At 44.4% G+C, this 13,712-nt stretch carries 13 protein-coding genes; 10 read left to right on the top strand and 3 right to left on the bottom strand.

Annotation, left to right across the window (positions count from 1 at the left end):
- Window positions 1-108: 108 nt before the first annotated feature.
- A complete protein-coding gene (locus OW495_RS03810; protein WP_102513463.1) occupies window positions 109-417 on the bottom strand; it encodes a cysteine-rich CWC family protein in 309 nt (102 codons plus the stop codon).
- A gap of 159 nt (window positions 418-576) precedes the next feature.
- Between OW495_RS03810 and yegD the strand changes: the two genes are divergently transcribed.
- The 4 genes from yegD (at window position 577) to OW495_RS03790 (ending at window position 5,261) form a co-directional block, all read left to right on the top strand.
- A complete protein-coding gene (gene yegD / locus OW495_RS03805; protein ID WP_102326839.1) occupies window positions 577-1,929 on the top strand; it encodes a molecular chaperone in 1,353 nt (450 codons plus the stop codon).
- A 508-nt stretch (window positions 1,930-2,437) separates the two neighbouring features.
- The gene (locus OW495_RS03800; RefSeq protein ID WP_102282044.1) at window positions 2,438-3,478 is read left to right on the top strand and encodes a porin; all 1,041 of its coding nucleotides are present in this window, start codon (window positions 2,438-2,440) and stop codon (window positions 3,476-3,478) included.
- A 370-nt stretch (window positions 3,479-3,848) separates the two neighbouring features.
- Complete coding sequence (locus tag OW495_RS03795; RefSeq protein ID WP_102360953.1) at window positions 3,849-4,481, top strand: fumarylacetoacetate hydrolase family protein; 633 nt, start codon at window positions 3,849-3,851, stop codon at window positions 4,479-4,481.
- A 150-nt stretch (window positions 4,482-4,631) separates the two neighbouring features.
- The gene (locus OW495_RS03790) at window positions 4,632-5,261 is read left to right on the top strand and encodes a LysE family translocator (protein WP_017105314.1); all 630 of its coding nucleotides are present in this window, start codon (window positions 4,632-4,634) and stop codon (window positions 5,259-5,261) included.
- A 125-nt stretch (window positions 5,262-5,386) separates the two neighbouring features.
- Here OW495_RS03790 and OW495_RS03785 read toward each other — a convergent pair whose 3' ends face one another.
- A complete protein-coding gene (locus tag OW495_RS03785) occupies window positions 5,387-7,111 on the bottom strand; it encodes a phospho-sugar mutase (protein ID WP_102513464.1) in 1,725 nt (574 codons plus the stop codon).
- A 463-nt stretch (window positions 7,112-7,574) separates the two neighbouring features.
- Here OW495_RS03785 and coxB point away from each other — a divergent pair, with 463 nt between their 5' ends.
- From coxB to OW495_RS03765, 4 genes are read left to right on the top strand one after another with little or no spacing between them, the layout of a single operon-like run.
- Complete coding sequence (coxB, locus tag OW495_RS03780) at window positions 7,575-8,777, top strand: cytochrome c oxidase subunit II (RefSeq protein WP_102513465.1); 1,203 nt, start codon at window positions 7,575-7,577, stop codon at window positions 8,775-8,777.
- Entirely contained in the window at window positions 8,774-10,435 is a 1,662-nt protein-coding gene (gene ctaD, locus OW495_RS03775) for a cytochrome c oxidase subunit I (protein WP_102513466.1), read from the top strand. The genes coxB and ctaD overlap by 4 nt, the downstream gene beginning before the upstream one ends.
- A gap of 11 nt (window positions 10,436-10,446) precedes the next feature.
- The gene (locus OW495_RS03770; protein WP_102513467.1) at window positions 10,447-11,067 is read left to right on the top strand and encodes a cytochrome c oxidase assembly protein; all 621 of its coding nucleotides are present in this window, start codon (window positions 10,447-10,449) and stop codon (window positions 11,065-11,067) included.
- A gap of 38 nt (window positions 11,068-11,105) precedes the next feature.
- Window positions 11,106-11,990: a cytochrome c oxidase subunit 3 gene (locus OW495_RS03765; RefSeq protein ID WP_102513468.1), complete on the top strand. Its 885-nt coding sequence runs from the start codon at window positions 11,106-11,108 to the stop codon at window positions 11,988-11,990.
- Window positions 11,991-12,029: 39 nt separating this feature from the next.
- Here the strand turns inward: OW495_RS03765 and OW495_RS03760 are convergent, their stop codons facing one another.
- Window positions 12,030-12,260, bottom strand: a complete 231-nt coding sequence (locus OW495_RS03760; RefSeq protein WP_102513469.1) for a DUF2909 family protein — start codon at window positions 12,258-12,260, stop codon at window positions 12,030-12,032.
- On the opposite strand from OW495_RS03760, the gene OW495_RS03755 reads away from it, so the two are divergent.
- Window positions 12,199-13,068, top strand: coding sequence for an SURF1 family protein (locus tag OW495_RS03755; RefSeq protein ID WP_241910155.1), 870 nt, complete (start codon window positions 12,199-12,201; stop codon window positions 13,066-13,068). The two genes, OW495_RS03760 and OW495_RS03755, sit on opposite strands and share 62 nt — an antisense overlap.
- Before the next feature lies 1 nt (window position 13,069).
- Window positions 13,070-13,669 carry a hypothetical protein gene (locus OW495_RS03750; RefSeq protein ID WP_102513471.1) on the top strand — a complete coding sequence of 200 codons (600 nt, stop codon included), beginning with the start codon at window positions 13,070-13,072 and terminating at the stop codon, window positions 13,667-13,669.
- Window positions 13,670-13,712 lie beyond the last annotated feature (43 nt).

Below are 13,712 nucleotides of genomic sequence, written 5' to 3'. Positions count from 1 at the left end.
TACGCATTCTGAAGCACTAGCTCTAGCTCTCGGAATTATTACTATTTGAAGCGAGAAAGTAATATCTCGCTTCTTTTGATGTTTTAGATGTTGAGACAGGTTTACTCGTTACTGAATAGGTAATGCAGACAAGCACTTGCGACACATGCAAACATCGCCTTTAGGGATACTACTAGTATCACGTTTTTCTAGCTCAAAGCACCAACAGGTTTCTTTACCCGCACTGATATCACACTGAGCTGGCGCATTACACTTTGGACACTGGTGAGTTGAACTCGCACCGCTAAGGCTATCCATCACCGAGTCTCTTTCGCTTTCAGATAAGCCTTTCCAACCTATAATCTCATCCATTGTTCTATGGCAGCCGCTGCATATGCCACCATTATTTTTACAAGCCGCTAAGCAAGGTGTTTTCATCTATCTGACCCGTCATTCATTTGTGCTGAAATGTAGCACATTTGTTTCTTCTTGAAGAGCCGTTAGGCTAAGAAATTACTCAGTTAAATTTAGAAATGACCTCGTAATTTTTAGGCTTTTCATGTAGCATCTCGCCCCTTTTGTTGAGTGGGGGATATTATGTTTATTGGATTTGATTATGGAACAGCTAACTGTTCCGTTGCAGCTATGGTTAATGGAGAGCCTAGCTTGTTGCCGCTAGAAGGTAAGAGTCATTATATTCCCTCAACCGTGTTTGCACCGACTAGAGAAAGCGTTTCTGAGCATCTATTTCGCCACTTAAACATCAAGCCCAGTGATGCTATCGGTGAACAGGTGTTACGTCGCGCGATTGCATTGAACCGTGAAGAGAGTATCGACTTGGTGCCGGAAGACATGGCATTTGGTCAGGCAGCGTTGAACCTCTATTTAGAAGACCCTCGTGACGTTTATTACGTTAAGTCTCCTAAGTCTTTCCTTGGTGCTAGCGGCTTACATGATGTTCAGGTGAGCTTCTTCGAAGATTTAGTATGTGCCATGATGGCGAATATTAAAAATCAAGCTGAGCTGACGACTCAAGAGCAGATCAAACAAGCCGTTATCGGCCGACCAATCAACTTCCACGGTCGTGGCGGAGAAGAAGCAAACAGACAAGCTGAACATATCTTGTCTCGCGCAGCTAAGCGTGCGGGCTTTCAAGATATCGCGTTTCAGTTTGAACCGGTTGCGGCGGGGCTTGATTATGAAAGCACACTGACTCAAGACCAAACCGTCTTAGTTGTCGATATTGGTGGTGGTACGACGGATTGCTCATTACTTGAAATGGGACCTACGTGGTTGGGTAAATCGGATCGAACTCAGAGTCTATTGGCACACAGTGGCCAGCGAGTTGGTGGTAATGACCTCGATATCTATCTTGCTTTCAAACAATTGATGTCACCTTTTGGCATCGGCAGTAAAGGGATCTCTGGTATTGATATGCCATTGACTCAATTCTGGAATCCGATCGCAATCAATAACGTTGAAGCTCAGAAGAACTTCTATTCTCGAGAAAACCTTGCAGCTCTGAAGTTACTTCGTAAAGAAGCGTCAGAACCTCAAAAGTTAGATCGCTTAATGAAGGTTTATCACGACACGTTAGGCTACAGCATCGTGCGCAGAGCGGAAGAAGCTAAGATTGCGTTGGCGGAGTGTGCTCAGTATCGAGCTGCGATTAATGTAGCCTCTGAGCTAGTAGAAGTCGATATCTCAGTTGAGCAGATGGTGGATGCTATCGAAACTCCGAAATCAAAAATGATTGAGTTGGTGAAAGAAGCAATCCAACAAGGCCAGAAAAAACCAGACGTTATCTATATGACGGGTGGTTCTGCTCGTTCTCCAATACTGCGTGAAGCTGTAGAGCAAGCGGTGCCGAATGTGCCAATCGTAAGTGGAAACTATTTTGGTTCGGTAACGGCAGGTTTGGCGCGTTGGGCCGAGGTTTGCTTTAAATAAACCCGTTTAATAAAACAACAAGTTAAGTGATTCATTAGGGTAATTGGTCTTTGGCTGATTACCCTTTTTTGTATCCAGCATTTGTCTGGGTACACAAAGGTCTACTTTGCATTCGAAATAGGAGGTTTATTTCACGCCTTTAAAGATTTCCAGTGGGCTCTGAATGTTACAAGATGTTTCATTTTCCACTGAGGCTTATTTGATGGTCTGATGAGTCTATTTTTAATTTGACTTTTAATGCTCTTATTATGACTTTAAAAACAAAAAATCATTTTTATGGATGTAAATAAAACACAAAAAATCACCATTTTAATTAATTTAAGCATTTGTTTTGAAATGTATTTTTGTTTTTTATAGTATTGTTTTTGTTATTTTATATATTTTAATGCAACTTTTTCGACATTCATAGATTAGTGTTTTCCTACTTGTTAAACGCAGGTAACAACTTCTCCCTAAAGCACGGAGGTTGTTAGTGAATAACTCACCCAGTTACATAATGGATATGACAATGAATAAGAAACTTTTAGCGCTAGCAATTTCTGGTGCGGTATTTGGTACACAGGCAGTTGCAGTAGAACTTTATAACGAAGACGGCACAACATTCTCTGTTGGCGGTCACGTGTCAGTTGCGGTTGGTGATGTAAACAGTGGCGACCGTCTAGGTAGTGATGATATTGGTGTTGAGTCTGTTTCTCCACGTATCAACTTCGGTGCAACTCATGAGCTTGGTAACGGCTTTACTGCTGATGCTAAAGGTGAATGGGCGCTAAACATGCTTGACGGCGGTGATGAGTCATTCACAACTCGTCTTGGCTACATTGGTCTTTCTCACGACGATTACGGTCGTGCAGCAGTAGGTACTCAATGGGCACCTTACTACAATGTTGCTGGCGTAGCAGATATGCCAATCGCATTCGCGAACGACTTCATCTACGAAGATCACGGTAATCTAGGTACTGGTCGTGGCGAAGAAATGGTGAGTTACGGCAACGCTATCGACTTCGGCAACGCTGGTTCTCTAAGCGCAGCTGTTGCGTGGCAAGGTCGTAAAGCTGACGGTTTGAATGAATACGGTAACCGTGGTCAAATCGCTTTGAACTACGCAATTGCTGACTTTACAGTTAACTATGCATACAACACAGGTGACGTTGATTATGTTGGCGTATCTGGTTCAAAAACTGCTGATTCTAATGTTCTAAGTGCAACTTACGGTTCATACGGCGCTGAAGGTCTTTACCTTGCTGGCGTATACGCAATGAACAACTACATGAACTCTGGTAACGGTCAGATTCTTGAAGAGTCAGTTGCAGTTGAATTACTAGCTTCTTACGCTCTATCTAACAGCCTTAACCTAAGCGTTAACTATGAAGCGGTAGAAGATGACAAGATGAGCGAAACAGTGTTTGCTACAACTGCTCTACAAGCTGAATACAACTTTACGTCTCAGTTCGTAGGCTTTGCTGGTTACCAATTCGACCTACAAGGTTCTGGCGTTTACAAAGAAAAAGCTGACGACCAATGGTTAATGGGTGCTCGTTACTACCTATAAGTCGCAGACTTATTTAGCATAGTGTTTACTCCTTAAGTTTACCTTTTAGGATACTGTCCTAGACACCATGCTAAGCCCTCTCTGATCTTTCGATTGGAGAGGGCATTTTTCGTTCTGTTCTACGTAAAATACAATCAATGCAATAAATACAATCCTGTGATTAGAACTCTCAATTTATCGAGTTGTTCGAAACTAGTGGTTTCTCCCTTCAAGTGTTAGATGCTCATGGCATCGAAAACTGTCTAAAATTAGCCAAATCAACAAATTGAGCTCAAGATCAGAAATTTGAACTTCGCTACCATCTTGTCAAAGATTCTGTCTTTATGATGCGTTAAACTCTGAACTCCTTAAAATAGTTCAGGGATAAACTATGAGCAGCGTTGTAGATCAAGAACAGTTGATGAACTCCAAACGAACGGCAGTACCAACAAAAGTATTATGTGTTGGGCGCAATTACGTGGATCATATTGAAGAACTCAACAATGCTATCCCTGATGCTATGGTTGTTTTCAACAAACCGAGTACGAGCGTCACCTCCTCTCTAAGTTCCTTCCACCAAGAAGCTCTGCATTACGAAGCTGAAATCTGTTTCATTGTTGAAAATGGTGAATACTCCGCAGTAGGGTTAGGTTTAGACCTGACTAAGCGTGAACTGCAAAGTACTTTGAAAGCCAAAGGTTTACCTTGGGAGAGAGCCAAAGCCTTCGACGGTTCGGCTGTTCTAAGTCGTTTTGTTCCCACCACTAACTTGGATCTCTCGGATTTAAATCTAGAGCTATTTATCAACTGTGTCCGTGTGCAAAAAGGGCATGTTGAACAAATGCTTTATGCTCCTCAAACTATCCTCGAAGAGTTATCTTCTTACACTACGCTGCTAGACGGTGATGTAGTGATGACGGGCACTCCTAAGGGCGTTGGTGAAGTTCATCGAGGTGATATATTCCTTGGTCGCCTAAAGTGCGGTGAAGTTACATTGATTGAAATTGAGTGGGTAGCGAGCTAATTAGCCTAATTTCCAAAGTTAATAAATTGGCTTTATTGTTGATTGGTGGTGTTTAATTCGAAATAATTCACTCATGACAACTGATTGCATCTGGAAGGGTGTTGGTAATTGATATAAAATCCGACTCCGTTTTTATCAATACTGAAACCCATGATCGATTTAGCTATATTGCCTGTCTACCTTACTGCCGTTGTTGCACTTCTTCTTTTACCTGGCCCAGATATGCTGCTTATTGCCAGCTCTAGCATGAGTTATGGCCGAAAAGTCGGTGTGTTTGCAAGCCTAGGCAATGCAACCTCAGGGATTATTCTGACTGTATTGGCAGCTATGGGCGTGTCAGCGTTGATTGCCATGAGTCCTATTGCCTTAAAAGCCCTGAACTTGTTGGGTGGTGCTTATCTGTTAAAAATGGGTTGGGATTGCCTGCGAACCGAGCAGGGGAATGCGCCTGAACTCAGTGATAACTCCGCTGCGAAAACCTACTACCAAAGAGCATTGATTAGTAACTTACTTAACCCTAAGGCTCTGATTTTCTTTGTGATGTTCTTACCTCAGTTTGTGTCTACCAATATTGAAGCTACGTCAGGTGAGCAGATGTTGATGCTGGGCTTGCTGTTGAATGTTCTTGGTTTGACATTCAATTTCTTGTTGGTTGCTTTAGTGGGCACGGTTGGTAAATCTCTTGTGGAAAACGCAAAGTTTCGTACGTATCAACAAAAGGTGATGGGCGCTGTATTCATCGTTTTAGCTATTTGGATGCTGTCTTCTTTTATCGGCTAGTTGCAGTGTAAATAAAACGAAAAATGGACGCTAATGAGCGTCCATTTTTGTTTTGATGGTTTGTATGTTTCACCGGCTAGTTTATTTCAGCAGATATAAGCTTCACACTGAACTGAACTGTACGCTTAAGCACTGAGTTCTTGCTGGTGTTGTTCAATCAAGTTATTTGTATACTCTTCTCCACGTTGACGAGCTTCATCGTACGTTTCTGAACCCTCAAACTTTGTCACCGTCTCATAATAGACTTTTACTTTTGGTTCTGTGCCAGAAGGTCGAACGATAATTCGAGAACCATCCTCCAAGTGATAAATCAATACGTCACTCGTTGGCAAGTTAATGGTTTCTGTATCGCCACCAACGATGTATCGCAAAGAAGATTGCAGATCTTCAATTACCGAGACAGTTACGCCACCAATGGTTTTAGGTTGTGCCGATCTAAGTTTTGAACCTATCGACGGTGAATCCGGATCAAGAGCGATACTGCGCTGAGCATTGGTATGGACACCATGTTCCAACGAAATTTGAGCCAGAAGATCCCAAACGGTTCGACCTTGAGACTTTAACTCTTCAACCAGTTGAGCAAATACTACCAGCGCAGAAAGCCCGTCTTTGTCGCGCACTTGAGTACCAATTGTGTAGCCCAGCGCTTCCTCATAGGCAAACAAGAATTCATTATCCTCATCTTCCAACTGCATCCCGATATTCGCTAACCATTTAAAGCCAGTCAGTGTTTGGAAGTAGGTAGCACCATGAGAGTTGGCGACTTTTTCGAGTAAGGTCGAAGAGACAATACTGTTGCCAACTAATTGGTTTTTTGTATGAGGCTTCGATAGCAAGTAATGAGCAAATAACACACCGACTTGATCGCCAGTCAGCATCTTGTATGAGGCTTCATCAGTTCTAACTGTATCATCGGTTCTAACCGCAACGGCAAATCGGTCTGCATCCGGATCGTTGGCGCAAGCGATGTCGGCATCGACACTTTTCGCTAAATTGACGACGAGATCCATCGCGCCTTTTTCTTCTGGGTTGGGGAAGTTAACCGTCGGGAAGTGACCATCGGGCTCTCGTTGTTCCGCCACGCTGAATACTTTATGGAATCCACCATCGTGCAGAAGATCTTCTGCCATTTGTGCACCGACACCATGCATGGCCGTATAGGTCACGGTCGTATGCGCTGAATCGATGTCGTTACGTACATAAGGGCTTTGATTTATCGCAGCGCGATAGGTTTGATAGTAACCCTCGGTTAACCAAACTAAGTTCCCTTGCTTTTCAGCGTCACTGAGGCTGATTAGTGGGATTGGTTTGGTTGACGCGACGTCAATCTCATCGGCGATGCCCGCATCGTGTGGTGGAATGATTTGAGCACCATTCTCCCAATAGACCTTAAACCCATTATATTCAGGTGGGTTGTGGCTGGCTGTCACAACGACAGCGGCGGCTGCGTTGAAGTGTTCAATACCAAAGGCAACAATCGGTGTTGCCGCCACGTTCGCGGTCAAATAAACCTTAATTCCTAAAGCCGTCAGTACTGAAGCGGTATCGATGGCGAATTGTTTAGAATCCAGACGTCCGTCATAACCAACCACCACACCACGAATCGCTGCATTGGCTACATGTTCAATTAAGTAATGGCCAAGCCCTGTCGCCGTTTCTTGTATCACCAAGCGGTTCATTCTATTTGGGCCGCATCCTACTTTGCCGCGCAGGCCTGCAGTACCGAATTCTAATCGTTGTGTAAAACGATCTTGGAGCTCGGCGTGCATTTTCTTATCGATGAGATGTTGAAGCTCTTCACGAGTTCTTGGATCTGGATCTCTCGCTAACCAGTTCATAGCATCTTGCATAATCACTAAACCTTTTAATGTCGGGATGACTTACTGTTGCTTTAAATTAAATGATATTGATTATTATTTCTATTAAGGCAATCGTAAAACTCAATTTAAAATAAATTCCAACAGCAAGGGAAGAGGAAGGGCTTATGGGTCAAGCGACTTCAAATAATTGACTGTTTAGTAAGTAAACTTACCTTGAACAATTGGATATCACTAACTAGCCTTTTACATAAATATAACAAAAACTAACAATTTCGTCGTATTTGAATCTTTGGTTAAAACCTTGAACGTTTTTGAACCGTATAAGTTCGTATAGTTTTGTGATGCGAACTGACGAATTAAGGTTAAAGCGTTAAGTAATGCGTAGCTTGGGATTCAGCCTTTGATGTGTAGTCGGATTAACAATGAGTGTCGTTAGGCAAACAACGACACATAGGTCGCAAGTATCCAATTAGGATGGATGAGGAGAGATCTTTTGAAGAGATTACTGGTCAGGCTAGCGTTGCTGTTGAATAGTTTTGTTGTCGCTTTTGTTTCCCCTCTAGTCAGCGCAAGTAGCGAATACAACATGACGCGTGGGGTGACAGATATTAGCGGTCAGGTGTATGAACTTCATATGTTGATCTTCTACATCTGTTGCGCGATAGCGTTCATTGTATTTGGCGTCATGTTCTATTCCATTCTTAGGCATCGAAAGTCGAAGGGCGCGGTTGCTGCCCATTTCCACGAAAGTACGAAAGTAGAAATTCTTTGGACCGTCATCCCCATCATTATTCTTATCGCTATGGCCATTCCGGCAACGAAAACCTTGATAGCGATGGAAGACACCTCTCAATCAGACCTAACAATCAAAATTACTGGCTCACAATGGAAATGGCATTACAGCTATTTTGGTGAAGATGTTGAGTTCTTTAGCTTACTTGCAACCAGCGATAAAGAGATTGAAGGCATAGAGGCCAAAGGCGCTCATTATCTACTTGAAGTAGACAAGCCATTGGTATTGCCGATTAATCGCAAAGTCCGCTTCTTGATGACATCAGACGATGTTATTCACTCGTGGTGGGTGCCAGCGTTTGCGGTTAAGAAAGATACGGTTCCCGGCTTTATTAATGAGGCGTGGACCAAAATAGATGAACCGGGTGTATACAGAGGCCAGTGTGCGGAGTTGTGTGGTCGGGCGCACGGATTCATGCCGATTGTGGTACATGCAATGGAAGAGCAAGAATTCGATTCATGGTTAGCTGAGCAGAAAGAGTTGCAATTAACCGCACAGCAAGCGGCGAAAGATGCATTAGACGCGTCACTTTCTTTAGACGAGTTGAATGTATTAGGTGAAGACGTTTATAAAACTCGATGCGCGGTTTGTCACCAAGTGAACGGTGAAGGTATCCCTGGGGCATTTCCTGCCATCAAAGGAAGTCCTGTTGCGCTTGGTGATGTTGATGTCCATATCGATACCATCGTCTATGGTCGTGGAGGCACGGCGATGCAAGCATTCGATAACCAGTTAACAGAGAAAGAAATTGCAGCGGTTGTAACGTACCAAAGAAACGCTTGGGGTAATGATACTGGTGACGTTGTTCAGGCTTCAGATATTAACGCTTACAAGGTTAAACAGTCAGGCGGAACAGAAAGCTCAACGGATGAAGCACAAAGTGATGCAAAGGAGCAGTTATGAGTTCACCAATCGATAAACCTGTAAAATCGGCTCCCGCTGACGAGCAAACGTTGAGCCATATAAGCGAAGGCGTTTTAGGTGACACCGATACTATCATTGATGATCATGACTCTCACGCGGCACCAAAAGGTTGGGCTCGCTGGTTGTACTCAACCAACCATAAAGATATAGGTACCCTTTACCTTTGGTTTAGCTTTGCGATGTTTTTAACGGGCGGCGCGATGGCGATGGTGATCCGCGCTGAGCTATTCCAACCGGGGTTGCAGCTCGTTGAACCAGACTTCTTTAACCAAATGACCACGGTACACGGTTTGATCATGGTATTTGGTGCCGTGATGCCTGCATTTACGGGTTTGGCTAACTGGATGATCCCGATGATGATTGGCGCGCCGGATATGGCGTTGCCCCGTATGAATAACCTGAGTTTTTGGATCCTGCCTTTTGCGTTTTTGATCTTGATTGGCTCTTTGTTTACGGAAGGGGGGGGGCCGAACTTTGGTTGGACATTCTACGCGCCGCTTTCCACAACTTACGGCCCAGATAGCACTGCTCTATTTGTTTTCTCCGTTCATATTATGGGGATCAGTTCGATCATGGGGGCGATTAACGTAATCGTCACCATCGTGAATATGCGCGCGCCGGGAATGACTTGGTTCAAGCTTCCTATGTTCGTGTGGACTTGGTTAATTACGGCTTTCTTGCTTATCGCCGTCATGCCCGTGCTGGCGGGCGCGGTCACAATGGTATTAACCGATAAATACTTTGGAACAAGCTTCTTTGATGCTGCGGGTGGTGGGGATCCTGTGATGTTCCAGCACATCTTCTGGTTCTTTGGACACCCCGAAGTGTACATCATGATTTTGCCCTCGTTCGGTATCATCTCTGCGATCATTCCTGCATTCAGTGGCAAGCGTCTGTTTGGTTACCACTCGATGGTGTACGCGACTTGTAGTATCGCATTGCTGTCGTTCTTGGTTTGGGCGCACCACATGTTTACCACTGGAATGCCGGTATTTGCAGAGTTGTTTTTCATGTATTGCACCATGCTGATTGCGGTGCCGACCGGTGTGAAAGTATTCAACTGGGTGGCTACGATGTGGCGAGGAGCTTTGACGTTTGAAACCCCAATGCTGTTTGCGATTGCCTTTATTGTTCTGTTTACAATTGGTGGGCTATCGGGACTTATGCTCGCTATCGTACCTGCTGATTTCCAATATCACGATACTTACTTTGTGGTGGCTCACTTCCATTATGTGTTGGTGACGGGGGCTGTGTTCTCCATCATGGCTGCAGCTTATTATTGGCTGCCGAAATGGACTGGGCATATGTACGACCACAAACTCAGCTTGTGGCATTTCTGGACATCAGTCATATCGGTCAATGTACTTTTCTTCCCTATGCACTTTTTAGGTTTAGCGGGCATGCCTCGCCGAATCCCTGACTACGCGATTCAGTTTGCTGACGTTAACCAAGTCGTTTCGATTGGTGGCTTCGCCTTTGGTTTATCGCAATTGATTTTCCTATGGTTGGCGATCAAATGTGTCAGAGGCGGAGAGCCTGCACCAAGCAAACCATGGGACAGAGCGGAAGGCCTTGAGTGGACTGTACCAAGCCCAGCGCCTCATCACACCTTTACTCATCCACCTAAAATTGATTAAGGGGAAGGCGTATGAGCGATAACAAAAACCACCAACAAGACAGCAATAACCAGCCATTACCTAAACGCTCGATAAAGAAATTGACGGGCTACTTGGTGCTGAGTGTGATTGGCATGTTTGGCTTTGGTTTCGCTCTGGTTCCTCTGTATGACGTGATGTGTGAAGCCTTGGGGATCAACGGGAAAACCAACACGGTTTCAGCGGTTCAGCCTCAAGGAATGCAACCTGATTATTCTCGCACGGTTCGAGTAGAGTTCATGTCCCACATCAAGCCAGATATGCCTTGGCAGTTTGTGCCTGAAACTCGAGTGATAGAGGTTCACCCTGGGGAAGTGGTTCAAACGAATTACATTGCGAAAAACTTATCAGGTCTTTCGTTAGTTGGGCAAGCGGTGCCATCGGTGTCTCCCGGAAATGGGGCGACATATTTTAATAAAATGGAGTGCTTCTGCTTTAACCAGCAGCCTCTGGACGGACACAAGAGCGCAGAGATGGGGCTGATCTTCTACATCGAACCTGAGATCCCAGAATCGATTCATACGCTTACTCTCTCTTACACCTTGTTTAATATCACGAGTGATGTTGGCTTGAACAAGAGTCAGCCTCAAGCTGAGACACTCGCAAGTAATTAGGGATTTACAGAACCAGTATCAACATAAGGAGTTGAGCGATGAGTTCTAAAAAGGAAGTTTATTTCGTTCCACATCAAAGTCACTGGCCTCTGGTCGGGGCTATTGCTCTGTTTCTTGTCGCGGTTGGCGCGGGCTTAACGGTTCAACACATGGAGACCGACTCTGCTAGTGGTGTGTTTGGGAAAGCGGTGCTGTTTGTTGGCTTTGGTGTGCTGCTGTATATGCTTGCCGGTTGGTTTAGTAACGTCATCACGGAATCGTTGAGTGGGCTCTATTCTGAGCAGATATCACGTTCCTTTAGACAGGGTATGAGTTGGTTTGTTTTCTCTGAAATCATGTTCTTCGGCGCTTTCTTTGGTGCGCTTTTCTACGCTCGGATGATTTCTGTGCCATGGATTGGTGGGGCAGGAAACAACGAGATGACCCATGAGGTGTTGTGGCCGATGTTCCAATCTATTTGGCCTTTAACAACCACCCCTGATGGCGTCACGACCCAAGCCATGCCTTGGCAAGGTATCCCTCTCAAGAACACCATTATTCTGTTGTTTTCCTCTGTGACGCTGCACATGGCACATATCAGTCTTGAACAAAATAAACGTATGGCATTGATCGTATGGCTAGAAATCACGATTGTGCTGGCTGGGTTCTTCCTGTTCTTCCAAGTTGAAGAGTATGTTCATGCTTATCAAGAGATGGGGCTAACACTTCAATCCGGAATCTACGGCAACACTTTCTTCTTATTGACTGGATTCCATGGTTTACATGTCTGTTTAGGTACGATCTTTTTGATTGTGTTACTGATGAGAGTTGCGAAAGACCATTTCACTCCGAAAGACCATTTTGCGTTCCAAGCGGGCAGTTGGTATTGGCACTTTGTTGATGTGGTTTGGTTAGGTCTGTTCGTGTTTGTGTACGTGCTTTAGTGACAACACGAATCTGATGATCACTGAGCGTAAGCCGAATTAATAAGGACGAGGGCTAGGAGTGATGACCCCAGAAGCCAAAGCAAGCAGAAGTAACAGCACCACTATGGCAGACAACATTACACGGCGACCTAAGAAGTGACTCAGTCTTTTTCCGTTGTGTTTACCTGAGGCGATTTGGATTAGACCTTTCATCAAGTTGAAAGCGATGAAAAACAGCAAAGCGACCAATACAACTTTAAATAACAACACAAAGGTAGATGACGCCATAGTGATAACTCCAAACCGATTGATTGATGATGAACACAAGTTCCGCAGTAAAGGTTTTTGGGTAGCGGTTGTTTTAACTGTGGTTTCAGTCGGCATTTTAATCAAGTTAGGTTTGTGGCAGTTAGACCGAGGTAACGAGAAACTAAGCTATGAACAGCAATTGTTAGAAAGAGCTCAGCAATCGCCCAAGGATTTAGAGTTAGTGATCAGCGATTGGCAGCGGGGAAGCACACAAACTCAAGTCGATTTAACCCGTCAGATTTGGAATGGGCAAAAGGTCAACATCACTCTGGCAGCACAAAGCGGTTTGGTCTTCTTGTTAGATAATCAGATCAATCAAGGTGTCGTTGGTTATGTGATTTACATGCTGGGCAATATTCAGTCGCAAGGTGCAGATAAACGGATTCTGATCGATCTTGGGTTTGTTGCGGCGAGTAATGACAGAAGAGAGTTACCGAAGTTAGGCGACATTGTATTACCAACCGCGATGTCTGGGCGTTTGTACACACGGTCGATTAACCCTCTGAGTCAAACATTAGGTCTAGAGGAAACGACACCTAAGCGCATTCAGAATCTTAATATCGAAGAGCTATCTCAATACAGTAAACAAGAAGTTATGCCCTTTGTTTTTCAACCGCAGAACTTAGATTCATGGCCTTATGAGTTTCTATGGCGGCCAACGGCAATGAAATCTGAAAAGCATTTTGGTTACTCAGTTCAATGGTTCGTAATGGCAGGGGTATTGCTGTTTTTGATGGTGTTAATTGGTTATCGGTATATGAAAGGGACACCCAAGGTAGGGGACTAACATGGATAAACCTCAAGCTTTAAGCAAAACAGAAGAAGAGACGCGGTTATTGCAGAAGCGTCGCTCGAAAGGTCGTGTGATGTTGATAGGACTGATTCTGATTTTTGCTTTACCTGCCATTATTGCTAAAACCGTGCTGGAGCAGCATTGGTACACAGCAGGCGTCACCAATTCCGGAGAACTTGTTGAGCCAAGGATGACCTTGGAAGATGTTGGTATCACGTTGCCTGTGGCTGAAGAAGGTTGGTTGGTCGGATATATCGCCCCGACTGAATGCGAAAGCCTATGTGAACAACAATTACACTACCTTAATCAGAGTTACTTGGCTTTAGGTAAGAACAAAGAGCGAGTCACGGCGGTGGTTTTTGTGGCTGAGGGCGTTTCTTTGAAGGGAACCATTAACAAGCCTGACTTGGAGTTTCTTGCTGGTGGAGACCAACTGAGAGCTGAGTTTGCTCCTGCATCGATTGTGATTATTGACCCACTGGGCCAGCTTGTTATGGAGTATAAGAGCGTTTCTGAACCGTCTCAATTAGTTAGCCAATCCAAAGGGATGATCCACGATCTAAGGAAGTTACTCAAATTATCACGTGTAGGTTAATCAGTGATGATGTGTTGTCAGCGATTCGAAATAGGGAGATAAG

The sequence above is a fragment of the Vibrio sp. 14N.309.X.WAT.E.F5 genome (genome assembly GCF_030397615.1).
Lineage (GTDB): Bacteria > Pseudomonadota > Gammaproteobacteria > Enterobacterales > Vibrionaceae > Vibrio > Vibrio lentus.
The sequence above is the reverse complement of the archived record's forward strand: the minus strand, read 5'-3'. Positions and strand labels throughout refer to the sequence as shown.